Below are 23778 nucleotides of genomic sequence, written 5' to 3' on the forward strand. Positions count from 1 at the left end.
CAGTGCCGAATGAGTCAGATGTCGTCATCGGTTTTTCAACTGATGGATTCTGGCGTCACGGGTCTGGCAGTTCCGTGCAACCGAATCCCAAAGCACTAGCGCGGCCATGCTCAATGGTCATCTCAGGGCGAGTGTCCGAATGCTTAATGAAAGACGAATCGAACGTCACCAACTGCCTTACTACCTGCAAGTGTTCAACCGGTATACCGATAAACCGTTGGGTTGCCTGGGTAACGTGTCTGAGCAAGGCCTGATGCTGATCAGCGATCTGCCCATTCTGGTGGGGGCTGATTTTCAGCTGCGCCTGAAGGTGCCCGACGGCAAGAACGGCCTGTACAACATCGATATCGACGCCAGCTGCCTGTGGTGTCATGAAGACGAGACCCCACGCGTGTTCGATTCCGGCTTCCGCCTGCAAGCGGCGCCGGCGGAATACTTTGTCCTCATTCAGGCCTTGCAGCACTACTTCAGTTTCTATCCGCTGGAGGCGTCCGCCTGAAGGCAGGCGCCCTACAAAGCCCCGGCCTTTTTCCAGCTCATGTATCGGCTGACCAACTCCGGCCCCAACTCACTGGGGCGCACATCCAGCACAGGGATGCCATGGGCGACCAAACGCTCATGCAGCCCGCTGCGTGCGTTGAGCAGATCGACCGTCCCACAATAGTCCACAGCCTCTTGCCAGGTCTGCACCGGCGCTTGACGCAGATCGTCGAGGACGGCCTCGCGCAGACTGGCGATCAGCACGCGATGATGTCGACTCAGCTGTTTGACCGCTTCCAGTAGCTGCTCGTCATCCTCGTCCCGCAAGTTGGTGATCAACACCACCAACGCCCGGCGTTTCTGCCGCACGAGGATATTTCGCATTGCTACCGCGTAATCGGCGGGGCGCTGGGTCGCGTTAACGTTGTAGAGGTGATTCAACAGCACGTTCAACTGGCCAGCGCCTTTGACGGGGGGCAGGTGCCGGTCCTGTTCGCCCGCGAAGGTTGAAAGACCGACCGCGTCGCCCTGACGCAACGCCACGTAGCTCAGCAGCAGGCAGGCGTTCAGCCCATGGTCGAAATGCGTCAGCTCCCCGTCCTGGCTGCGCATGCGTCTGCCGCAGTCGAGCATGAACAGGATTTGCTGATCGCGCTCATCCTGATATTCCCGCGCAATGGGCGCGCGATGCCGGGCCGTGGCCTTCCAGTCGATCTGACGCAGGCTGTCGCCTTCACGAAATTCGCGCAGCTGATGAAATTCCCGGCCCAGCCCCCGGCGCGGCTGTTGGCGGATGCCGATCTGCCTGAGCCAGTTCTCGACGCCCAGCAATTGCCCGTTGTGCAAACGGGCGAAATCCGGGTACACCCGGACAGCGTCATGGGTGGGCACATAACGTCGGGATGACCACAGGCGCAGCGGGCTGCGGATAAGGATCTCGGTCCGTTCGAAGGTGAAATCCCCGCGACTGGCCGGACGCAGCCGATAGGTCAGCTGGGCGGTGCGCTGTGGGCGCAGCACGACGTCCTGGGGCAGATTCTCGGTGTCGTAGCGGGCATCCGGCTCCGAAGGCCCATGATCAAAAAGGGTTAAGGAAAGCGCGCGAGGTGAATCGTGTTCCAGCTCGACCCGCACCTCGCTCCAGCGTCCCATCCCCAGGCTGCCGGCCAGGTGCCGCTTGGCCCGAGGGGAGGGCAGACGCCACAGCCACGCGGCATCCAACGCAGCGACGGCAGTCATCACACACAGCAGGGTCCAGAAAAAGCCGTCCAGCCGGGCAGCCGGGCCGCGGCCCAATGCCTGCAGAATGCCGAGCAGCACCGAGACGCCGAGGAGGACGGCCAGCCACCAGAGCATGCGTGTCGACGGCTTGAGCAGTTGCTTCATCGACGCGGCGCCGCCACCTGATCCAGCAATTGCTTGAGCACGTGATCCACTGACAAGCCTTCGATGTCCAGCTCCGGCGCTAGCCTCACTCGATGACGCAGCACCGCCAGCGCGCAGCCTTTGACGTCGTCAGGTACGACGAACTCGCCGCCACGCAACAGCGCCCGTGCGCGCGCTCCCCGAATCAGTGCGATGGACGCCCGCGGCCCTGCGCCGAGTGTCAGGCCCGGCCACGTGCGAGTGGTGCGAGCCAGCCGCACGGCGTAATCGAGGACCTGTTCATCCACCGGCAGATCGCCGGCGATGCGTTGCAGCGCCAGCACATCTTTTGCCTGCATCAAGGTGCGAAGGGGCTGGACATCGAGCATGTCGGAGCGCGTCGAGCGGGTGACCTGGCGGACCATCTCCAGCTCCTGATCGGCCTGGGGATAATCCATGCGGACCTTGAGCATGAAGCGGTCGAGCTCGGCTTCGGGCAGCGGGTAAGTGCCTTCCTGCTCGATCGGGTTCTGCGTCGCCAGCACCATGAAGGGTTGCGGCACCGGCAGCGCGCGGCCTTCCAGTGTGACCTGACGTTCCTGCATCGCCTCTAGCAGCGCGGCCTGGGTCTTGGCTGGGGCGCGGTTGATCTCGTCCGCGAGCAGCAGATGGGTGAACAGCGGCCCTTTGCGCAGCTTGAACTGCTCGCTCTGCATGTCGTACACGGCATGGCCGGTCACGTCGCTGGGCATCAGATCAGGGGTGAACTGAATGCGCGCAAACTCGCCGCCGAAACACCGGGCCAGCGCCCGCACCAGCAGCGTCTTGCCCAGCCCCGGCACGCCTTCGAGCAACACATGACCGCCGCCAATCAGCGCGGTCAATACATCATCGATGACGGCGTCCTGGCCGATGACTGCTTTTTGCAACTCATGCCGCACCGCTTGGGCCAGATGAATCGCGCGCTGGCGCTGCTGCGCCGGATGGCTGGCCGAAGCGGTGGCCGGCTCGGTGTGTTTGTGGTCCACGGCTGCGGTTTCAGGGATGGGGAGGTGATTAGACGCGTGGCTTGGCTCGGTCGGTTGATCGCTCGCATGCTCGGGCGTTTTGCTAATGTTCAAGTCCGTTTTATCGTCCATAAATCGAGTGCTTACCTGATTTGACTTCGGGGATTTTGCCATTGCACCGCTGAACGAGCTGCCTGGCTCGCCGCATCATGCGAATATATCGAGCCTCAAAGGTCAGAGGCGGTGGTGCGTCGAGGTTTGACAGGAAAAAGCCGAATCCATATGTGTCCGATCTTGAGTGTATGTCGAGAACCCTGAGAGGACCCAGTCGGATCCTGTGACACAACACAGTCAAGATTGGTGGCCCCAGTTGGGCTAGAATCCCGACGAAGCTGCTTACCGAATGAAACTGAATGCCGGAGAACATCATGGCTGAGGTCGACGTGAAAAAACTGTCTGAAGAAGACATGCTGAACCTTGAGGACAAAATCCCTGTATTGGCTGCAAGCGCGACCCTCTCGGCATACTACCGGGCGCTGTCGTCGGGGCTGACTGTGTACCGCATCCAGGGCTCCAATATGGTTGAAGCCAAAGCTGACGGCTCGGTGCGGGTGATCGCCCCAGCCAAGCCTCGTACCAAGGTCCTGTTAGGCAAGGTGCACAAGGTTCGCCGGCTGAAAGCCAGTGCCTAGGGCGCGCTGCTGGGCGGGGCCTAATGGCAGCGGCAAATCCACGATGAAAGGCTTTGTTCCGGCGAACCTCATTGGTATCTACGTGAACGCCGATGACATCGAACACGATGTCAAAGCGACCGGCTTTCTGGACCTCTCCATCTACAAAATTCACACCACGCCCCAAATATTGCATTCATTTATCGACCAGCATTCGCTGCTCGTCAGATTCAACAGGCAGGTACAGGCGAAGTTGATCGGTCTGGATGGCGACCGCATTGATTTCACGCGCGTACCCATGGATTCCTATTTCGCCTCGGCAATTGCCGATTTTATTCGACATCAGTTACTGGAGCTTGGCGAAAATTTCACCTTTGAAACGGTGATGTCCAGCCCTGACAAAGTCGAGTTTCTGGAGCTGGCGCAGCGCAAGGGCTATCGCACATACCTCTATTACGTTTCCACCGACTCTGTGGACATCAATATTCAACGGGTAGCCAACCGGGTTGCGGAGGGTGGGCACAACGTACCCGAAGACAAAATCCGCAAGCGCTACAAGGGCTCCCTTGATTTACTTCCTGCCGCAGTCGAGGCGACCCATCGTGCTTACATTTTCGATAACTCGGAGGCCGAGGCTGTCTTGCTTGCAGAAGTCACCGACGGCACCGATTTCGAATTCCGGTTCGAGAACTTGCCCGATTGGTTCGTCGAGAACTATGTCGACAAAGTTCTGGGCGCAGCCGAAGACTGATTCGGTATTACCACTTGCCAGCGCAGCGATATGACGCTGCGAATTGTCCGCTTACGCATTCAAGGCATTCCTGAGGGTTTGCAGGTACGCAACCTGACGGGTGAACTCGCTGCTGGACAAGCGCTGCTCCGGCCGCGGACGCAACGCCTGGCCGATGTGGCTGGTGGACTGACGCGTCATGCGCGCCAGCGTTTGCCATTGTTCGGTGACGGCCAGGGTCTCGAAGCCCGGATGCCGTTGCCGGGCGCGACGCAGGATGTCTTGCTGCAAGGCGCGCAACGCGCCGTGCTCGCCTTCGCGGCGGAGCATGAAGTCGGCGCTTGCACGCAGGTGTTCGCTGAGCTGACGACGGCCGCGCGCAAGGATCGGCAACATCGGGCCATGGCGCATGCCTGCATGCCACAGCGTGGCAACGAGGCACAGTGCCAGGGCGAGCAGCGCCTGGGGGAAGTATTTCCAGAGCAGCCCGAACAGGTTGTCGTGTTCAGTGCGCAGCACCATCGTGACGGTGCTGTCCTGGCTCAGATACCAGAGCAGCCAGGCATTATCGTATTCGCCGATGGCCTGTGTTTTCCACAGGTCGGCGTCGGTGACAACCGTGATTAATCCAGAGCCGTACACCATTTGCAGCAGGTGCGTGGCGTCAGCGCTGTTGGCCCATGACTGCGCATGGTCCTCGGGGTCATCCAGATGGAAGGCCGGGTCGAAGCTCATGTAGGCCGGGTCGTTTTCGTTTTGCACGAACAGCCGGGTCAGCTCGGGCCACGGTGTTTCCGGGCCTTGAATGTCCGGCGTGCTCAACGGGATGACCGGCTTGAGTTGTTCGCGCTGGCGTTCGCGGTCCTGCTCTTGCAGGTCTTGGGTGAGGAATTGGTGAATCTGCAGTTGATCCAGCAACAGGTCGCCGCTGCTTCCCTTGGTCGGGTCCCACAGCTGTTCGGCAACAAAGAGAAGACGGCCGCCTGATCGGGTCCAGGCCAGCAAGCGCTTGACCTCGGACGGCGTCATCCTTTCGCGGAAATCCAGCAGCATGAGCGTTTGCGGCTGGTCGCGGATGTCAGGGAGAGCGGTAAGCGTTTCAGCGGTTTTCACCTGAATGTTTCGCTGACGCAGGAACGTCTGCGCGGCGAGGTAAGGGTTGGCCAGCGCTTCAGGCGAGGGTCCCTGGTCGACGGTTTCCTGATAACGCTCGAGCCGCTTCAGCGCGGGCACGCTGGCGATGACGAGGCTCACCAGCATCAACGCGGCGACCAGCCCGATGATCCAGCGCCGGCTCATGCGCCTGCTCCCGGCGCGAACAATTTCCGCCAGCCTGAACACAGCGTGTGTCGCGCCTGATCCGGCGGCACTTGGTGACCGTAGGCGAGGTTCTGCCAGTGGCGCGTCAGTTCATGGCTGAAGTCATCAAGGGATGGCTGCTTGAGCTCGGCAATGCGTGCCAGTATCTGGCCCTCGGTGTCGGCGCTTTTCAGCGGCAGTTGGTAATCGGTCAACAGGCGGCTCAGCAGTGCGCGATAAAGAAGGCTCAATGCCTCGCGCGGTGACTGTTGCCAGAGTCTTTCCGCTGCATCGGCGACATCCGTCGGCAGGGTTTCAGCGCGGACCTGCAGGCCAAAGAGTTGGTGAGGGATGTCTCGTGGAGCCGTCGCCTTGCGGGGGCTTTTGCCGACGAAGGTGGCGAACCAGGTCCGATAGCGCCAGATCACCCACGCGACCGTTAGGCCAAGCAGCGTCCACAGCAGCGCGCCGAATACCGCCGACAGGGTCTTGCCTACGTTGAGCGCGCCGACGACCAGTCGCGCCAGCCAGTTCGGTGTCTCGGCTGACTTGGCATCATGCTTGGCATCGTAAGCGGGCTGGGCGATGCGCCATCCGGACACCGGTTTGGGATTTTTGAACGGCGGTTGTTCAAGCACGGCATGGATGACGTTCTGCGACGCCTGGCTGGTCAGCGGCTGATTGAGCAGGCGAGGTGAATCGGGTGGTGCAACGTCTTCGTCGGTCTGCGGGTTGTCCAGCGGCGGCAGCGGGCAGCTGTTACCCGACTCGCTGGGTATTTCGTCCGCCATCGACCGATCTGCCATCGACTGGTTTGGGGCGGACTCTGCCATGGCAGAAGACGGCAACAATGTCAGTGCAAGGAAGCAGCCCATTAACAACGCCAGTGCGCTGCCCAGAACACGCTGACGCAGCTTGCGGAAACCCAGCTCGATGTCCCACGCCTCCAGCGTGGTCCGGCGATTGAGGTACAGCGCAAATCCGCAGGACACATAAACCGGGCCCCATACGATCAGCACTAGGGCATAAAACCCGTTGGTCAGATGCTCCAGCCAGTTCCACTCACCCTCTATGTCGAGCAGGCTGCGCCACGACCAGTCGGCTTCGATCTGCGGCGGAATCATGGCGTAGAACAGCACCATCAGGCCGATCCAGAAGGTCATTTCAAGGGTGCTGCCCAAGGCGGTCAGCAGACGCGCCGCCCGGGAATCCTTCTGGCCAAGCACGGCAATGCGCTGCGCCCGGGACAACCCGTCGAGTCCTTCCAGTTGCTGCACCGGCTGATAGAAACTGCGGCTGAGGCTCAGACGCCGCCAGGTCAGGCTCGCGAGCAACTGCGGCTTGAGTGCCGACGGAAAGCTTTTCAGCGCCTGCCTGAGTGACGGTGGCGGGCCGAACAGCGCCTGGGACAGAATCAGCAGCGGCAGCCGTTCGTAGGCTGGCTTGAGCCACCAGAACACGAGGACTGCCACTGACGGGTAATCCCACAGCAGCAGGGTCAGCAGCGCGAAGATCGGCAAGGTGACGATGGCCCAGCTGGTCATCAGCAAGGCGCGGTGCCGTTGCGCCAGGAGAACGCCCAGGTCGAGGGCCTCCCACGGCGTGCGTGGGCGTATGACAACGCTGGCGTCAGTCAGGCGCATGGGGCGTGCGTCCGGCAAGAGTCAGGTAGGCGCCGACCAGCAACCACAAAGAAGCGCCCACCCCATATTTGGCTGCCGCGGGCGGCCAGCTCATCGACGACCAGTACGCTTCAATGAATGCCGCGATGAGGAGGAACAGCATGACCCCGCCAATCAGTCGCACGCTGATCCGTGCAGCGCGGCGCAGTGCCTCGCCTCGGCGCAGTCGGCCGGGAGCGACCAGTGCCCATCCGAGTTTCAGCCCCGCTGCACCCGCCAGCATGATGCCGGTCAGTTCGAAGGCGCTGTGTCCAACCACGAACGGCCAGAAGGTTGTGCCCATGCCCGCGTCGGTGAGATGGCCCGCGACCGCGCCAATCATCAGTCCGTTGAAAAACAGAAAAAACAGACTGCCGACGCCTAACAGCAGGCCACTGGCAAAGGTCTGGAAAGCAATGCCGACGTTGTGCATGACGTAGTAACCGAACATCAGCCAGTCAGTGCTCGACGCGCGTTCGGCCGTTTGCCCGATACGCCGTGCGGCGGGCTCGTACATGGCGTGCATTCCGGCGACATCGGCGGGGCTGACGACGCTGTAGACCAGATCCGGATAGCCGTAGACCAGCAGCGCCATGAGCGTCAGGCTGCCAAAAAACAGCAGGCCGGCGAGGGCGACCCATCGCCATTCGGCACGCACCAGACGTGGAAAGTCCGCCAGCACAAAGCTCAGCAACTGCGCACTCAACTGGCTTCGGTGGCGATACAACTGCTGGTGCCCACGCATCGCAAGCTGCTGCAGTTGCTCGACCAGATGACTGGCGTAGCCACGGTCGATTGCCAGCGCAAGCTGTTGGCAGATCTGACGGTATTCGCGGCTGAAGCCGGCACCGGACCCGCTTTTGCGGCGACTCGCTTCCAGCGCCTCAAGGCGTGTTGCAAAACGCTGCCAGTCTTCTGCATGGCGTTGTTCGAACAGGCTTTGCTTCATGACGAGCCGGCCAGGCTGCGGGCTATGCCATTCAATTGCTGGACCGGGTAGTGAGGACCTCGCGAGCTAGACAACTGCAAAGGCTGCGTGACGATGGCAGCAAGCTCTTGAGCCCTCGCCGAAGAAAGTGTGCCTTGCCGCTCGGCAAAGGCTTGTATGGCGCGCTGTTCCTCCAGCAAGAGGGGCAGCGGCGGAATCCTCGCGGTGGCTTCAGCCAGTGGCGGCCGTTGCGGGGGCACGTCCCGATAGATGACCAGCGTGCCCGCCGCCAGATCCCCAAGGCGTTTGAACAGCGGGTGCTGCAAACACGTAAACGCGCCGACGCAATAGCCGAAGGGCAGCATGTCGACAAAGCGCAGCAGGTTGCGCAGCACTGAAGCCGACCATCCAATCGGGGTGCCGTCATCGTGAATGACCCGCAGCCCCATGATCTGCTTGCCTGGCGTGCGCCCTTGATGCAGCACTTCGAAGAGCACCATATAGCCCCAGGTCCCGATAAACAGCGCGAGCATGAACAGCCCGGTGCCGAAGTCGCCCAGTGTTCCCAGCACGAAAAACAGCGCACCCAGCAGCGCGCCGCGAATCATCAGATCAATGGCGAAAGCAATTGACCGGGACAGTAACCCCGCAGGGCGCAGGATGAGGTCTATGCCCTCGGGCGTTTCCATGCGAACACGAGTGTCCAGCAGGGCAAGCGGTGCAGTAAATCCTGGCTCTGCATGGGAAAGGGACATAGAAAAAGGTACGCCGGTGAAAGAGGTTTGATGCTAGCCACGCCGGAGTGGCTAAGCAACAGGATGATTCTGGACAATGTGTGGGAAAGAGCCTGTTACAACTTGCTGGCCTTCGACAGCCGCCACTTTCGCACAAACTGTGTCGCCCTATCCCGGGCCGCGGTGTGTATTCGCTGGCGTCAGGCGCGGGGGGGCATCTGTTAAACTCGCCCGGTCTTTTGTTCAGGATCAGCCCGTGACTTCCAGCATCTTCTGGTACGACTACGAAACCACCGGGATCAATCCACGCAACGACCGGCCGCTGCAAGTGGCGGGCATTCGTACGGACGATCAGCTCAACGAGATCGGCGAGCCGATCAATCTGTATTGCCAGCCCAGCGATGACATCCTCCCCCATCCGGCGGCATGCCTGGTGACAGGCATCACGCCTGACCGGCTCGCGGAAAAAGGCTTGTGTGAAGCAGACTTCATGACCCGACTGCACGCGGAGATGTCTCTGCCCGGCACCTGCAGCGCGGGTTACAACACGTTGCGTTTTGACGATGAGATGACCCGCTACAGTCTTTATCGCAACTTTTTCGATCCCTACGCACGCGAATGGCAGGGCGGCAACAGCCGCTGGGATTTGATTGATGTGGTGCGCACGGCTTATGCGCTGCGTCCGGAGGGCATTGTCTGGCCGCAAGAAGAGGGCCGGGTCACGCTGAAACTTGAGCGGCTGACGGCGGCCAACGGGATCGATCATGGTCATGCCCATGACGCGCTCTCCGATGTCCGCGCAACCATCGCGCTGGCGCGTCTGGTCCGCGATAAGCAACCCAAACTTTACGATTATCTTTTTGGCTTGCGCTTCAGGCACAAGGTCCAAGATCAGATTCGATTGATGCAGCCACTTGTGCATATATCGGGTCGTTTTTCCGCAGCGCGAAGTTATGTGAGCGTCGTACTTCCGCTGGCTTGGCATCCGGTGAACCGAAATGCATTGATTGTCTGTGACCTGTTCCATGACCACAGCCCGTTGCTGGACGAAGACGGCGAGACCTTGCGTCAGCGTCTATATACTCGCCGCGAAGATCTGCTCGAAGGCCAGTTACCGGTTCCGCTGAAATTGCTGCATGTTAATAAATGCCCGGTCATTGCCCCGCTGAGCGTGCTTCGCGAGGAGGACCGTCAGCGTCTGCAACTGGACATGAGTGTTTATAAAACGCGCGTGGCCGCCTTGAATGAAGGGCAGACGATCTGGCAGGACAAGTTGAAAAGCGTCTATGCGAACGACAACTTCGCTGTCAGTGAGGATCCGGAACAGCAGTTGTACGACGGCTTTATCAATGATCGGGATCGTCGTCTCTGCGAGCAGGTGCGCATTGCCGAGCCCCAGCAACTGGCTACCGATGGCTGGCCGTTCGATGATCCCCGATTGCCTGAATTGTTATTCCGCTACCGCGCCCGCAACTTTGCCGAAACCCTGAGCGTTGCAGAGCAACAGCGCTGGTTGGCGTTTTGTCAGTTGCGCCTGAGCGATCCTCAGGCCGGCGCCCCCAATACGCTCAAGGCGTTCAGCCGTGCGCTGGTCGAACTCTCGCTGAAGGCCACGCCCGAGCAACTCAAAGTGCTCGCCCAGTGGCAGGAATACTCTCTGGTGTTGAAACAGCGTCTGGGACTATAAGCGCATAGGGGTAAATGGCAGGCAATAAAAAACGCCAGCATGGCTGGCGTCTTTTTGAGTCGAACATCTCTGCGCGACGGCTGACTCTAAAACCGGCAATTAGCCCAGCAGAGTTGCCCAGCCTTCAACCTCGTCGCCGCCCCACTTGGCTTTCCACTCTTTCAGCGTCTTGTGGTTGCCGCCTTTGGTTTCGATGATTTCACCGTTGTGCGGGTTTTTGTATTGCTTGACCTTGCGAGCGCGTTTGGTGCCGACCGGCTTTACAACAGCGCCGCGTGGAGCCTTCATTTTGGAGTCTGGATCCAGCAGCGCGATGATGTCGCGCAGGGATTTCTGATATTCGCCCATCAACGTGCGCAGTTTGCCTTCGAACTCAAGTTCTTTCTGCAGTTTGTCGTCTTGTTGCAGATTTTGCAGGCGGGCTTGCAGTTCTTTGATGGCTTCTTCTGTTGCGCGGTATTCGTTGATCAGTGACATGGGGGATACCTATGTTGTGATGGGCATGATGCGATGGGCGCATAATAATCAGAGTGTTTGCGCAAGTAAACATTTAAGAAAAGTTTTATCCGTAGCATTTTGAAATAGCCGCAGACATACCCTCGATTTAGATACACATGTAGCGTTATAGAACGCCAATGACCTTGCTGTTTTCAGCGAAGTGTCTGGCGTCGAATTTCCGTCGCCGATGAACCGGTACGGCACTAATGCATTTATCCCCGAAGGGTGCGCTTTTTTGCCGCCTGAAATCAGCGGCATACGGGTACTGCACAGTCGTCAGGTAATCGCTAGAATGGCGGCCTTTGCGAAGTTCTGGAGTTTTTCACATGCGCACTTTTCGTCTGGTGATTGCTTGCCCGGACCGTGTCGGTATCGTTGCCAAGGTCAGTAACTTTCTGGCCTCGTACAACGGCTGGATTACCGAAGCGAGCCATCACTCTGACAATCTCAGCGGCTGGTTTTTCATGCGTCATGAAATGCGTGCCGATACCCTGCCTTTCGACCTCGAAGGTTTCCGTGCAGCTTTTGCGCCCATCGCCGAAGAGTTTTCGATGGACTGGCGCATTACCGACTCCGCGCAGAAAAAGCGCGTCGTGCTCATGGCAAGCCGGGAGTCCCATTGTCTGGCCGATCTGTTGCACCGCTGGCACAGCGACGAACTGGACTGTGAAATCGTCTGCGTGATTTCCAACCACCAGGACCTGCGCAGTATGGTCGAGTGGCACAACATTCCTTATTACCACGTGCCGGTTGATCCGAAAGACAAAGAGCCGGCGTTCGCCGAAGTCTCGCGTCTGGTCAAACACCACGAAGCCGACGTTGTTGTGCTGGCGCGTTACATGCAGATCCTGCCGCCGCAACTGTGCCGGGAATACGCGCATCAGGTCATCAACATTCACCACAGCTTCCTGCCTTCGTTTGTCGGCGCCAAGCCGTATCACCAGGCGTCGCTGCGTGGCGTGAAACTGATCGGCGCTACTTGCCACTACGTCACCGAAGAACTGGACGCCGGTCCGATCATCGAGCAGGACGTGGTGCGCGTCAGCCATCGCGACAGCATTGAAAACATGGTGCGCTTCGGTCGCGACGTGGAAAAGATGGTGCTTGCTCGCGGCCTGCGCGCACACCTGGAAGACCGCGTGCTGGTGCATGACAACAAGACAGTCGTCTTTGATTAAGCAGTGATTAAGCAGTGATTAAGCAGTGATTAAGCGGTTTGGGTGAGCCGCTTAAGTTCAGCGGCTTACTGCAACTCGATTGTTTGCGAACAGTGCAGCTTCTCCGGCACGATAGGCGGAATCACCATGACCGACCCCCTCGACAAAGCCACATCCAAAGCCCCGCCGACCCTTGGCGAGGGATGCCTGAGCCGTTACGACGTCGACGCACTGTCGCCGGAAGACGGCACGAACTTCGAGGGGGCGGAAGCCTTATGGAAAGAACTGACGTCTGCCAGACAGGAAGACGAATCAGACCGTCTTGATCCGCAGTAACTTGTTCAAAAGGGGGCGCCCGACCATCAGCAGAAACACCGGCCCGCCCGCGACCAGATAGAAGTAATAGGTGACGATCCGCCAGATGAGGATCGCGGCCGCTGCCGTCGACTTGCCCACCATCGGCGCCAACAAGGCCGCCGACGTCAACTCCGCCGCTCCCGCACCGCCCGGCGACAGGCTGAACTGCCCGGCGCTCAGCGACAGCATCTGCACCAGAAACGTCCACGCCCAGTCGATATTCACGCCCAACCCTTGCAGCGCCAGGTACAGCACGCTGTAACGCAGACTCCAGTGCACGCAGGTCAGCGCAAATACCTGCAGCAGAATGCGGTGGGGCATTTTCCAGGTTTCAGCCAGCGCGTCGCGAAAGTGCAGCAGCTTGCGCGCCCAGCGAATACGCGTGGTGTTCTTGCGTTTCAGGCGCTTGAGCACCCGGCCGTTGAACAGAATGATGCGTCGGTGATAACGAGCGAAACCGGCACAGGCACAAAGTCCCGCGCCGATTAGCAGGGCGCTGGCAATGAGCATCCATTCAAGGTTTTCGCTGAGCTGGTGGAACACTGCGTAAATCAGGATGCCGATCAGCGCGAGGAGAAAAAACACCAGATCCATCAGTTGGTCAGTGGCAAAGGCCGCTGTGCTTTTCGCCGGACCAATACCGCTGCGCGAGAGCAGGGCGACCAGCGTCAAGGGCGCGCCGCTGCCCCCGGGCGTCGCGCAGTAGGCAAACTCAGTGGCCATCACCACCGCGAGACTTTTGCGCATGCCGATGCCGCTGGCGGCGTCGCCGAGCAACAGGCGCAGGCGCATCGTGTTCATGCACCAGCCCACCAACACCATGACGAACATGCCGATCAGGAGCATCACCGGAAAGTTGCGCAGGCGATGAAACATGTCTGCGCCGCCCATGAAGAACGGAATCAGCAGGGCGAGTATCAGTGCTGCTGCGAGCCAGCCAAGTCGCCTCACGCCGCAGACCTGGCGGCATTCAGGCCCTGTAACCAGGCAAATTTGCTCATCGGCGTACGGCCGTCGTTCAACAAGCGCTCAAGGGCTTGCAGCCAGTAACGACGGGAAAAGTCGTGGCGCATGTCTACGGGGTGCAGCCCCAGACGGATGGTTGCGGCGTTATGCAATTGAGCCTCACGGTGGTTGCTGACGATTTTCGATACGCCCCGGCGCCAGGCGCTGCGAGCGCTCCAGACGATGCCGGGCGCATCGATCTCGGAAAAGTCCGGCAGACGATACAAGTGTTGGGCATCACTTGTGTAGTCCAACGGCAATTTTCGCAGGGCATTGCGTGTGCCCTCGCTCATCAGCCAGGCCGGAGCGACGAATCCGTGAAGCGGCCAGTCGTTGCGCCGGAACACCTCCATGCCTGCTTCAAGCCGTTGAGTCGCCTGATGCTCGTCAAGGGTGTAGAACTCGCCCTCCCAGGTGTAAATGCGCCGCATGAAAAAGTCCTGCGGCGTGCGTGGGGCAGGGCTGTCGTCGCAATGGTAATAACCGTGCAGCGCCAGTTCGTCGCCCCGTGCGAGGCGGTCGTGCATCAGTCGCTGGAAATTCGGGTTGGCGTCGATCGGATCGTGCTTGTGGAAATTCGGCACCACCAGCCAGGTGATGGGAATGTTCCCTAGCTTGTCGACCGCCTCAACGAAGGATCGATAATCCGGCCAGGTTTGCGGGGCCACGTCGTGGAGCACCAGTAACAGGCTGCGCTGCGTGATTGCGGGAATCTCAGCCATGGGCATAGACCGGCTGACGGGCGCCGAGGACTGCCTGGTAATGGCCGAGCAAGCCGGCGACCACGGCGTCCCACGCATAATGTGCCTCGACATGACGCCGCGCCTCTTCGCCTCGGGATGGGGCGTTCTCGGCAAACAGCTGACGCACCGCTGCCGCCATGGCCGGTGGTTGATTGGGTTCGCACAGCAGGCCACAGTGCTCGGGGACGATTTCGCGGAAGGCCCCGGCATCGACCGCCACCACCGGAATCCCGCTGGCCATGGCTTCAATCACCACCAGACCGAAGGTTTCCTGATCCCCGGCATGTACCAGCGCATCGGCACTCGCCAATAGGCGCGCGACTTCGGCAGCAGGACGAAATTTATCCACAACCGTGACGTTGGCCGGCACGCCGGTCGGCATATGGGAGCCCACCAGCAACAGGTGATAACCCGCGCCCAGCGCCTTCATGCAGTCGAGCAGAACGGTCAGGTTTTTCTCTTTCGAACCTCGGCCCGCAAAGATAAGCAGGTGGGTTTCATCCGGCAGGCCCAGCTCGGCCTTGAGACCAGGATCTCGCCGGGAGGGATGGAACGTCTGCAGATCAACCCCCAACGGCTGCACATGAACATTCTTCACACCCAGGCGGATAAGCTTGTCCGCCATCGCCGCGCTCGGCGCCAGCACTCGGTCAAAATTGCCGTAGAGCTTGCTGACGTAATTCTCGACATTGGCCCCCAGCCAGGTGCCAATCCGGTTGCTCACCAGCAGCGGCAAGTCGGAGTGGTAAAAGCCAATCACTGGCACGTCCAGTTGGCGTCGGGCATCCAGTGCAGCCCAGGCGGTAAGATAAGGATCGCCGACCTCAATGAGGTTTGGCCGCAGACTTCGCAGGGCCTCTCGCCAGGGACCGACGCGCAGTGGAAAACGATAGCCGTTGCCAAACGGTACGGGCGGCGCCGGAACCCGGTACACGCCGTCTTCATGACTGCTTTGCGGGCCCGGGATCAGCAGGCTGTGTCGCACGCCCGGGTAAAGCGCGAGGCGGCGGTGTTTGGCATCCAGGTACGTGCGCACGCCGCCGCTTGCAGGGGCGTAGAACATGGTCATGTCAGCAATGTGCATGGGATGCCTTCGTCCATTGATTCAGTCCTTCTGGGGTTGACCATCTACAGATACAGATGTTCGGTTGCAGATCGTCGCACCCACGCCCATGAACTAGCGTTACGCCGCTTGCGCCAGAGTCTTGCGCTAGAGTAGCGAGGTGGCCTGAGGGAGGCTCGGCGGTGCCAGTCCAATTGGGCTGTCTCCGCAGTCCCTTCGGAAATATCGAATGCAACGCTTGGGTGAACGGATGCCTGACTCACAACAGATTCTTATTGGTGCTGACCTGATGGGCCAGCCGATCGGGCAGGCGATGCGTCTGGCCAACCGTCACGGGCTGGTGGCCGGCGCGACTGGCACCGGGAAAACCGTCACCTTGCAGCGCCTGGCGGAAGTGTTCAGCGACGCCGGCGTGGCCGTGTTCGCGGCGGACATCAAGGGTGATCTCTGCGGGCTCGGCGCCCCGGGCAACCCTCAAGGCAAGATCGCCGAGCGCATCGCCGGCATGCCCTGGCTGCACCATAAACCTCAGGGCTATCCGGTGACACTGTGGGACGTGCACGGTGAAACGGGCCATCCGTTGCGCACAACCCTGTCGGAAATGGGCCCGCTGCTGCTGGGAAGTTTGCTGGAATTGACGGACAGCCAACAATCGGCGCTGTACGCCGCGTTCAAGGTGGCGGATCGGGAAGGGCTGTTGTTGCTGGACATCAAGGACCTCAAGGCGCTGCTCAATCATTTGCGCGACAACCCCGAAGTCCTCGGCGACGACAGCGCATTGATGACCACGGGGTCGAGTCAGGCGCTGCTGCGTCGGCTGGCGATCCTTGAACAGCAAGGCGCCGAGGCCTTGTTCGGCGAGCCGGCGTTGCAACTGGAAGACATCTTGCAGCCCGCGAGCGATGGCCGCGGGCAGATTCATCTGCTGGACGCCAGCCGGTTGGTGCACGAGTCGCCGAAGGTCTACGCCACTTTCCTGCTGTGGCTCCTGGCCGAGCTGTTCGAGCAATTGCCTGAGCGCGGCGATGCCGATAAACCGTTGCTGGCGCTGTTCTTCGACGAAGCGCATTTGCTCTTCGCGGATACGCCGAAAGCGCTGCAGGAGCGGCTGGAGCAAGTGGTGCGGCTGATTCGCTCGAAAGGCGTCGGCGTGTATTTCGTCACTCAGTCGCCGGGGGATCTGCCGGACTCCGTTCTGGCGCAACTCGGTTTGCGCATTCAGCATGGCCTGCGCGCGTTCACCAGCAAGGAGCAACGATCGCTGAAGGCCGTTGCGGACGGGTTTCGCCCCAATCCCGAGTTCGACGCGCTCTCGGTGCTGACCGAGTTGGGCATCGGTGAGGCGCTGGTGGGCACGCTGCAGGACAAGGGCACGCCTGAAATCGTCCAGCGTGTGTTGGTCGCGCCGCCGCAATCGCGCATCGGGCCGTTGACCCAGGCTGAGCGCGACACGCTGATCGCACGGTCGCCACTGGCCGGTCGTTACGACAAACCCGTGGATCGCGAATCGGCTTACGAAATGCTCCTGGCGCGCAAGGGCGCCCCGGCGGATCCTGCGCAGAAGCCCGCCGCTGAGGAGAAGTCAGAAGGCGGCTTTGCCGATATGGCCGGTGGTTTTCTGGGCGGGCTGGCGGGGCAGGCGGTCAAAAGTGCGATGCGCCAGGCCGCCACCCAGATCGGTCGCGAACTGGTGCGCGGGTTGATGGGATCGTTGCTGGGCGGCAGCAAGAAACGCCGCTAGCGCACCCACAAAAAAGCCCATTCAATGAATGGGCTTTTCAGGTCAGGCGGTGCAGTCAGGTCAGGCCAGCGCTTTGGACGCCAACCAGAACAACCCTGCCGACAGCGCGACCGTGGCGGGCAGGGTCAACACCCATGCCAGCAGAATGTTGCGAACCGTGCCGCCCTGCAGGCCGCTCTTGTTCGCCACCATGGTCCCGGCCACGCCGGACGACAGGATGTGAGTCGTTGAAACAGGCAGGCTGAACACGTTGGCCAGCGCAATGGCGCTGGCGGTGGTGATCTGCGCGGACATGCCCTGAGCGTAGGTCATGCCTTGCTTCCCGATCTTCTCACCGATGGTCAGCACTACGCGTTTCCAGCCAACCATGGTGCCAATACCCAGCGCCAGTGCAACGGCGAAGATGACCCAGAACGGCGCGTATTCAGTGGTCGCGGTCAGGTCCTTGCGCAGCTTCTCCAGATCCGATTTTTCACGGGCATCCAGCGCAGGCAGCTTGCCGACTTTGCGTGCCGTGTCGTCCAGGCACAATAGGTAGCGACGCACTTCGATGCGACGCTCCGGTGCGAGGGTGTGGTAGTCGTTGACGCCCTTGAGGTTGTTCAGCAGAGCATCAATGGTCGGCTCGGTTTGCTCAGGGTTGCAGCTGAAACGCTCGGGCAAGTCGCCCGCCGCCGATTTGCCCAGCGCCAGGTACTCGCCCAGCGTCGCGTTGTTGCGCTGATAAAACTGGCTCAGGTGCTGGGTCGCGTCGCGGGTGCGTTCGATCTGATAAGTCGTGGTGCTTAGGTCCAGCACGAACTGCGCCGGGACGATACCGATGAGCACCAGCATGATCAGGCCGATGCCTTTCTGACCATCGTTGGAGCCGTGCACAAAACTCACTGCCATCGCCGAAATCACCAGAACCAGGCGATTCCAGAAAGGAGGGTGTTTTTTGTCATCGAGCTTGCGGCGTTGTTCTGGAGTCTTGTGCATCTTGGAGAGGGGGCGCCAGGCTTTCAGCGCCAACAGAACCAGACCTGCCACGATGAAACCGGCCAGTGGCGAGAACACCAGCGAGGCGCCGATATCGATCGCTTTCTGCCAGTTCACGCCTTCGCCCAGCGGGATGTTATTGATCAGCGCGTTGGCCAGGCCTACACCCAGAATCGAACCGATCAATGTATGGGAGCTGGACGCCGGGATGCCGAAATACCAGGTGCCGAGGTTCCAGGTGATGGCCGCAGCCAGCAGCGAGAACACCATCGCCAGACCATGACCGGTGTTGACGTTGATCAACAACTCGACCGGCAGCAGATGGACGATGGCATACGCCACGCCGACCCCACCCAGGAGCACCCCGAGGAAATTGAACACGCCCGAGAAAAATACTGCCAGATGGGGCGGCATGGCCTTGGTGTAAATGACTGTCGCCACCGCGTTGGCGGTGTCATGAAAGCCGTTGATGAACTCGAAGGTGAGGACAAACGCAAGGGCGAGCAACAAGCTCACAATTACCCAAGCATCCAGTCCGCTGAATAGATCGATCATGGAAGGTTTTCTGACCCGGTCTTAAGGGGGCGGGATTATGACAGAAAAAAAACTGCGCGATAGGCGCGCCGCTCATTGGTAGCAGCCTGCAACGAAATTTCTGTCCCGCCTGCCCGTCGACTTCCTGCCGGGAAAGAAAGTGCGAAGCACCCCTGAACCCTGGACGAGTCTGTAAAACCTGGCCTTCAACGCGATGAATACGCTTGCCGTCAGCTGTTTGAGTCAGCGACAGGCAAGCGGCGGCTCATGGCTCTTCCTTGAGTTCTTCTTCCATCTTTTGCAGCTCTTGCTTGAACGCCTGGTCAAGCAGGCTGGCCCGTTTGCGCCACGGCTTGCGCTCTGGTTCGGGCTGGGCGGCGTATGTTGTCACTTCGCCGCCGTAAACTTCCTTGTAACGTTGTTCCTGGCGCTCTAATTCTGCGCGCAGTTCATCTTTGGTCACGTTAATACCTGATCGGGTCGAGTTTAATCCCGGTGATGACGCCGAGTCTGAAAGTGTCGGACCTGACGATCGCAATGTATCGGATCAGGAATAACCATCGGGCAGGGACGCTGCGCCAAGACGATTCACACTTCAACCAAGGGCGGCTACGTGCACCGGAATGACAAAACTGTCGTAGCAACATTCTTTATTGATTGCCTGCAGGATGGCTGATGACCAAGGTATTGGCCTGCCGTCGCTGAACATTGCGATCGAGTCGAACAATGTCTGCGTGTGTTTGGATCCATGCCAGATGGGGCGAGGATTTAAACACGCGATAGCGTTATTGGGCTTCAATGACGGCCACTATCGCGAAGATGCGCAGGCGAGTCAACTGTCGAGACTGTCGCAGCCGGACAACTGAGGATTTATACCTTTTTTATGTACGAAGGTTCCTAAGTTGGACAGTCTGATTTATGACGCAACTTGGCGAGTCAAATGTTTAACGCCGCAGGCAGTTTTCTGGCGACGTAAAATTCTCGGCTTATGACCGTGCGGACAATGATGTGTATTTAAACGGTTACACATAAATGGGGAGGGCAGAGACAAAAACGGCCTTGGGTTAGCAAGACCGTGCCTGGGACTTCTCAGTGGGTACCTGACCAGTAATCCAAAGAAGCCTCATATGGCATGTGAAAGGTATAAGCAACTGGGCAGCCGGTCAATTGCGATTATCGCCCACTCGTTCGATAATCGCCCAAAGCTGGCTTGCCGTGGGCTTCAAAAACGGCGAGAGTGGCGTTCTACAAGGCTTTCGCGGCCACGACGAACGGTGCCAGCATGAACGATCAATTGCGTAATTCTTTCACGTCACTTGCGCCGCCGATTGTTGCGTCTCCTGCTAAAAGGATTCAGGCGCTCACGGGCGATCCTGACTTCATGACCTCTCTGGCGCGAGGGTTGGCCGTCATTCACGCGTTCCAGGAACGCAAGCGGCACCTGACCATCGCGCAGATCAGCCATCGCACCGAAATCCCCAGGGCGGCGGTTCGTCGTTGCCTGCATACATTGATCAAGTTGGGCTACGCCACCACTGACGGGCGCACTTACTCGCTGCTGCCTAAAGTGCTGACGCTTGGCCATGCCTATTTGTCCTCGACACCCCTGGCGGTTTCGTCACAGCCCTATCTGGACCGCATGAGTGACCAACTGCACGAGGCCTGCAACATGGCCACGCTGGAAGGCGATGACATTCTTTATATAGCCCGCTCCGCGACGACTCAGCGATTGATCTCTGTGGACCTGGCGGTGGGCGGACGTTTGCCGGCGTATTGCACCTCTATGGGCCGGATTCTGCTGGCGGCGCTGGACGATGTGTCGTTGCGGGAATACCTCGACCACGTCGATCTGCAACCCAAAACCAGCCGCACCTTACGCACCCCGGAAGCCTTGCTCGAATGCTTGCAGCAAGTGCGGCAACAGGGCTGGTGCATTGTCGATCAGGAACTGGAGCAGGGTTTGCGTTCCATCGCCGTGCCGGTCTACGACGCATCGGGTCAGGTACTCGCGGCGCTGAATGTCAGCACCAGTGCGGGTCGGGTGGCGCGCAATGATCTGGAGCAGAAGTTTCTGCCAATCATGCTGAATGCCAGCCGTGACCTGAGCACGCAGCTGTTTACCTGACCCAGCCTGTTGAACCCATGAGCTGCCCGTCACTCTCCGTTCGGTGATCGAACACTTAGTCGGTTATCGGATTGTTCCAGCCCGTGCCCAGGCATAACCTCATTCTCAACGCCACGCCTTAAATGGCGGGGCAAACGAGTGTGAACCTGGAGCACCCCATGGCTGCAATTCTTTCCCTTCACGAGGCCGTGAAGCAGTTCGTCAACGATGGCGACATCGTTGCACTGGAAGGCTTTACTCACCTCATTCCTACCGCGGCGGGACATGAGCTCATTCGTCAGAAGAAGAAAGATCTGACCCTGGTGCGCATGACCCCTGACTTGATCTATGACCAATTGATCGGCGCAGGCTGTGCGAAACGGCTGATTTTCTCGTGGGGCGGTAATCCCGGGGTTGGCTCGTTGCATCGGCTTCGCGATGCCGTCGAACGGCAATGGCCGCAGCCCATGGAGATTGAAGAACACAGCCACGCCGACCTCGCCAATGCCTATGTGGCGGGCGCATCCGGGCTGCCGTTCGCGGTGCTGCGGGCGTATGCCGGTTCGGACCTGCCCAAGGTCAACCCGCTGATAAAGTCGGTCACTTGCCCGTTCACCGGAGAAGTGCTGGCGGCGGTGCCGGCGGTACGCCCCGACGTGACGGTGATCCACGCGCAGAAAGCTGACCGTAAAGGCAACGTGCTGCTATGGGGCATTCTCGGGGTTCAGAAAGAAGCGGCGTTGGCGGCCAAGCGCTGCATTGTCACGGTCGAGGAAATTGTCGATGACCTCAAGACGCCGATGAACGCCTGCGTACTGCCCACCTGGGCGCTGAGTGCTGTTTGCGTCGTGCCGGGCGGCGCTCATCCTTCCTACGCCCACGGCTACTACGAGCGCGACAACCGTTTCTATCAAGCGTGGGACGCTATCGCCCGCGACCGTGAGGCCTTTACCGCCTGGATCGACGAATACATCCATGGCACCCGTGACTTCAGTGAGTTCAAGCACAAGCTGGCCCACGCGGCGGAGGCTCACCAATGACTTATTCCACCAGCGAAATGATGACCGTCGCCGCCGCGCGCCGGTTGAAAAACGGCGCCGTGTGCTTTGTCGGCATCGGTCTGCCCTCGAAAGCGGCCAATCTGGCGCGCCTCACTTCCTCGCCCGACGTGGTGCTGATTTACGAATCAGGGCCGATCGGCGCCAAGCCTGACGTGCTGCCGCTGTCCATCGGTGACGGCGAACTGGCGGAAACCGCTGACACCGTGGTGTCCACCAGTGAGATCTTCCGTTACTGGCTGCAGGGCGGGCGGGTCGACGTCGGGTTTCTCGGCGCGGCTCAGGTCGACCGGTTCGGCAACATCAACACCACGGTGGTCGGCGATTATCACCAGCCGAAAGTACGCCTGCCGGGTGCCGGAGGCGCGCCGGAAATTGCCGGGTCGGCCAAAGAAGTGCTGATCATCCTCAAGCAATCGCCACGGACCTTCGTCAACAAGCTGGACTTCCTGACCTCGGTGGGCCACGGCGAAGGCGGCGACTCCCGCAAGCGCCTCGGCCTGCCGGGCGCCGGGCCGGTCGGCATCATCACTGACCTGTGCATCATGGAGCCGGAAGCGGGCACCCACGAATTCGTCGTGACCACGCTGCACCCCGGCGTGACCCGCGAGCAGGTCATCGCCGCCACCGGTTGGAACGTACGCTTTGCCGAAACGGTCGTGCAATCCGAAGCGCCTACCGAGTACGAACTGACTGCGCTGCGCGATCTGGAGGCGCGCACCGCAACAGCCCATGGCCAGGCGCCGGGAGAAGCATGATGCGTGACGTCTTTATCTGCGACGCGATTCGCACCCCCATTGGCCGTTTTGGCGGCGGTCTGGCGACCGTTCGGGCGGATGATCTGGCAGCGCTGCCGATCAAGGCCCTGATGGCGCGCAACCCGTCTGTCAATTGGGATGAGCTGGACGAAGTGTTTCTCGGCTGCGCCAATCAGGCCGGGGAGGACAACCGCAACGTCGCGCGCATGGCTGCGCTGTTGGCGGGTCTGCCGGCCAGCGTGCCGGGCGTGACCCTCAATCGCTTGTGTGCTTCCGGCCTGGACGCGGTGGGTTCTGCGTTCCGCGCCATTGCCTGCGGTGAGATGGAGCTGGCCATTGCCGGCGGCGTCGAGTCCATGTCCCGCGCGCCGTTCGTGATGGGCAAGGCCGACACGGCATTCGGCCGCGGCCAGAAGCTGGAAGACACCACTTTGGGCTGGCGTTTCGTCAATCCGCAGATGAAGGACCAGTACGGCGTTGAGACCATGCCGCAGACCGGCGACAACGTCGCTGAGGATTTCGGCATCTCCCGGCAGGATCAGGACGCCTTTGCTCTGCGCAGCCAGCAGCGTACGGCGGCGGCTAAGGCTTCGGGCTTCTTCGCCGAGGAAATCGTGCCCGTGCGCGTCGCCCACAAAAAGGGTGAGACCGTCGTCGACACCGACGAGCACCCCCGTGCCGACACCAGCCTTGAAGCGCTCGCCAAGCTCAAGCCGGTCAACGGGGCTGGCAAAACCGTCACAGCGGGCAACGCGGCAGGCCTGAACGACGGCGCGGCGGCGATGATTCTGGCGTCCGCCGACGCCGTCAAGAAACACGGCCTCACGCCGCGCGCTCGCGTACTGGGGATGGCCAGCGCCGGCGTTGAGCCTCGCGTCATGGGCATTGGCCCGGTCCCGGCGGTACGCAAGCTGGTGGCACGGCTGGGTTTGTCGGTCAGTGATTTCGACGTCATCGAGCTCAACGAGGCATTCGCCAGTCAGGGCCTGGCGGTCTTGCGTGAATTGGGCATTGCTGACGATTCACCCAAGGTGAACCCAAACGGCGGCTCGATTTCGCTGGGGCATCCGCTGGGCATGAGCGGTGCGCGTCTGGTTCTGACCGCTTTGCACCAACTGGAGAAAACCGGCTGCAGCAAAGCGCTGGCCACGATGTGCGTCGGCGTGGGGCAGGGGCTGGCCCTCGCAATAGAGCGCTAGACGACATTTTTGCAACTCAGC

Annotated in this window: 24 protein-coding genes; 12 read left to right on the forward strand and 12 right to left on the reverse strand. The window is 60.4% G+C overall.

Annotated features, from left to right (window positions below; translation table 11 throughout):
- The first annotated feature begins 139 nt into the window (after positions 1-139).
- Positions 140-499 (forward strand): PilZ domain-containing protein, encoded by a 360-nt coding sequence (locus IFT47_RS01160; protein ID WP_192171714.1) that lies wholly within the window; start codon positions 140-142, stop codon positions 497-499.
- An 11-nt stretch (positions 500-510) separates the two neighbouring features.
- On the opposite strand, the gene IFT47_RS01165 is transcribed toward IFT47_RS01160, so the two are convergent.
- Together IFT47_RS01165 and IFT47_RS01170 are read right to left on the reverse strand one after the other, a co-directional pair.
- Entirely contained in the window at positions 511-1866 is a 1356-nt protein-coding gene (locus tag IFT47_RS01165; RefSeq protein ID WP_192171713.1) for a DUF58 domain-containing protein, read from the reverse strand.
- Positions 1863-2984 (reverse strand): AAA family ATPase, encoded by a 1122-nt coding sequence (locus IFT47_RS01170; protein ID WP_197983667.1) that lies wholly within the window; start codon positions 2982-2984, stop codon positions 1863-1865. The genes IFT47_RS01165 and IFT47_RS01170 overlap by 4 nt, the downstream gene beginning before the upstream one ends.
- A 296-nt stretch (positions 2985-3280) precedes the next feature.
- On the opposite strand from IFT47_RS01170, the gene IFT47_RS01175 reads away from it, so the two are divergent.
- Together IFT47_RS01175 and IFT47_RS01180 are read left to right on the forward strand one after the other, a co-directional pair.
- Entirely contained in the window at positions 3281-3544 is a 264-nt protein-coding gene (locus IFT47_RS01175; protein WP_192171711.1) for a hypothetical protein, read from the forward strand.
- 43 nt (positions 3545-3587) lie between these two features.
- The gene (locus tag IFT47_RS01180) at positions 3588-4274 is read left to right on the forward strand and encodes a zeta toxin family protein (RefSeq protein WP_192171710.1); all 687 of its coding nucleotides are present in this window, start codon (positions 3588-3590) and stop codon (positions 4272-4274) included.
- Positions 4275-4325: 51 nt separating this feature from the next.
- On the opposite strand, the gene IFT47_RS01185 is transcribed toward IFT47_RS01180, so the two are convergent.
- From IFT47_RS01185 to IFT47_RS01200, 4 genes are read right to left on the reverse strand one after another with little or no spacing between them, the layout of a single operon-like run.
- A complete protein-coding gene (locus tag IFT47_RS01185) occupies positions 4326-5552 on the reverse strand; it encodes a DUF4350 domain-containing protein (RefSeq protein WP_192171709.1) in 1227 nt (408 codons plus the stop codon).
- A complete protein-coding gene (locus IFT47_RS01190; RefSeq protein WP_192171708.1) occupies positions 5549-7195 on the reverse strand; it encodes a DUF4129 domain-containing protein in 1647 nt (548 codons plus the stop codon). The genes IFT47_RS01185 and IFT47_RS01190 overlap by 4 nt, the downstream gene beginning before the upstream one ends.
- The gene (locus IFT47_RS01195; RefSeq protein ID WP_192171707.1) at positions 7182-8162 is read right to left on the reverse strand and encodes a stage II sporulation protein M; all 981 of its coding nucleotides are present in this window, start codon (positions 8160-8162) and stop codon (positions 7182-7184) included. The genes IFT47_RS01190 and IFT47_RS01195 overlap by 14 nt, the downstream gene beginning before the upstream one ends.
- On the reverse strand, positions 8159-8896 hold the full coding sequence (locus IFT47_RS01200; RefSeq protein WP_192171706.1) for an RDD family protein: 738 nt from the start codon (positions 8894-8896) through the stop codon (positions 8159-8161). The genes IFT47_RS01195 and IFT47_RS01200 overlap by 4 nt, the downstream gene beginning before the upstream one ends.
- 235 nt (positions 8897-9131) lie before the next feature.
- On the opposite strand from IFT47_RS01200, the gene sbcB reads away from it, so the two are divergent.
- Complete coding sequence (gene sbcB / locus IFT47_RS01205; RefSeq protein ID WP_192171705.1) at positions 9132-10562, forward strand: exodeoxyribonuclease I; 1431 nt, start codon at positions 9132-9134, stop codon at positions 10560-10562.
- 99 nt (positions 10563-10661) lie between these two features.
- Here the strand turns inward: sbcB and mvaT are convergent, their stop codons facing one another.
- Positions 10662-11039, reverse strand: a complete 378-nt coding sequence (gene mvaT / locus IFT47_RS01210; protein ID WP_192171704.1) for a histone-like nucleoid-structuring protein MvaT — start codon at positions 11037-11039, stop codon at positions 10662-10664.
- A gap of 347 nt (positions 11040-11386) precedes the next feature.
- Here mvaT and purU point away from each other — a divergent pair, with 347 nt between their 5' ends.
- Both purU and IFT47_RS01220 read left to right on the forward strand, forming a co-directional pair.
- On the forward strand, positions 11387-12238 hold the full coding sequence (gene purU, locus IFT47_RS01215) for a formyltetrahydrofolate deformylase (protein WP_192171703.1): 852 nt from the start codon (positions 11387-11389) through the stop codon (positions 12236-12238).
- Between the two features lie 126 nt (positions 12239-12364).
- On the forward strand, positions 12365-12553 hold the full coding sequence (locus tag IFT47_RS01220) for a hypothetical protein (protein ID WP_192171702.1): 189 nt from the start codon (positions 12365-12367) through the stop codon (positions 12551-12553).
- On the opposite strand, the gene IFT47_RS01225 is transcribed toward IFT47_RS01220, so the two are convergent.
- The 3 genes from IFT47_RS01225 to IFT47_RS01235 are packed head-to-tail and all read right to left on the reverse strand — an operon-like array spanning position 12530 to position 15406.
- A complete protein-coding gene (locus IFT47_RS01225; RefSeq protein ID WP_192171701.1) occupies positions 12530-13525 on the reverse strand; it encodes a flippase-like domain-containing protein in 996 nt (331 codons plus the stop codon). The genes IFT47_RS01220 and IFT47_RS01225 overlap by 24 nt on opposite strands.
- Entirely contained in the window at positions 13522-14301 is a 780-nt protein-coding gene (locus tag IFT47_RS01230; protein ID WP_197983663.1) for a DUF2334 domain-containing protein, read from the reverse strand. The genes IFT47_RS01225 and IFT47_RS01230 overlap by 4 nt, the downstream gene beginning before the upstream one ends.
- Positions 14294-15406 (reverse strand): glycosyltransferase family 4 protein, encoded by a 1113-nt coding sequence (locus tag IFT47_RS01235; RefSeq protein WP_192171700.1) that lies wholly within the window; start codon positions 15404-15406, stop codon positions 14294-14296. The genes IFT47_RS01230 and IFT47_RS01235 overlap by 8 nt, the downstream gene beginning before the upstream one ends.
- Before the next feature lie 229 nt (positions 15407-15635).
- Between IFT47_RS01235 and IFT47_RS01240 the strand changes: the two genes are divergently transcribed.
- Positions 15636-17126, forward strand: coding sequence for a helicase HerA-like domain-containing protein (locus tag IFT47_RS01240; RefSeq protein WP_192171699.1), 1491 nt, complete (start codon positions 15636-15638; stop codon positions 17124-17126).
- A 60-nt stretch (positions 17127-17186) separates the two neighbouring features.
- Here IFT47_RS01240 and IFT47_RS01245 read toward each other — a convergent pair whose 3' ends face one another.
- A complete protein-coding gene (locus tag IFT47_RS01245; protein ID WP_192171698.1) occupies positions 17187-18659 on the reverse strand; it encodes an inorganic phosphate transporter in 1473 nt (490 codons plus the stop codon).
- A 244-nt stretch (positions 18660-18903) separates the two neighbouring features.
- Positions 18904-19101: a hypothetical protein gene (locus IFT47_RS01250; RefSeq protein ID WP_037014498.1), complete on the reverse strand. Its 198-nt coding sequence runs from the start codon at positions 19099-19101 to the stop codon at positions 18904-18906.
- Between the two features lie 205 nt (positions 19102-19306).
- Between IFT47_RS01250 and IFT47_RS01255 the strand changes: the two genes are divergently transcribed.
- From IFT47_RS01255 to pcaF, 5 genes are all read left to right on the forward strand, one after another.
- Positions 19307-19504 (forward strand): hypothetical protein, encoded by a 198-nt coding sequence (locus IFT47_RS01255; RefSeq protein ID WP_192171697.1) that lies wholly within the window; start codon positions 19307-19309, stop codon positions 19502-19504.
- Between the two features lie 416 nt (positions 19505-19920).
- Complete coding sequence (pcaR, locus tag IFT47_RS01260) at positions 19921-20763, forward strand: pca regulon transcriptional regulator PcaR (RefSeq protein WP_192171696.1); 843 nt, start codon at positions 19921-19923, stop codon at positions 20761-20763.
- Positions 20764-20921: 158 nt separating this feature from the next.
- Entirely contained in the window at positions 20922-21782 is an 861-nt protein-coding gene (locus IFT47_RS01265; RefSeq protein ID WP_192171695.1) for a CoA transferase subunit A, read from the forward strand.
- Complete coding sequence (locus tag IFT47_RS01270) at positions 21779-22558, forward strand: CoA-transferase subunit beta (protein WP_192171694.1); 780 nt, start codon at positions 21779-21781, stop codon at positions 22556-22558. The genes IFT47_RS01265 and IFT47_RS01270 overlap by 4 nt, the downstream gene beginning before the upstream one ends.
- Positions 22555-23757 carry a 3-oxoadipyl-CoA thiolase gene (gene pcaF, locus IFT47_RS01275; protein WP_192171693.1) on the forward strand — a complete coding sequence of 401 codons (1203 nt, stop codon included), beginning with the start codon at positions 22555-22557 and terminating at the stop codon, positions 23755-23757. The genes IFT47_RS01270 and pcaF overlap by 4 nt, the downstream gene beginning before the upstream one ends.
- Positions 23758-23778: the final 21 nt, after the last annotated feature.

The organism is Pseudomonas sp. CFBP 13711, from assembly GCF_014842265.1.
GTDB lineage: Bacteria > Pseudomonadota > Gammaproteobacteria > Pseudomonadales > Pseudomonadaceae > Aquipseudomonas.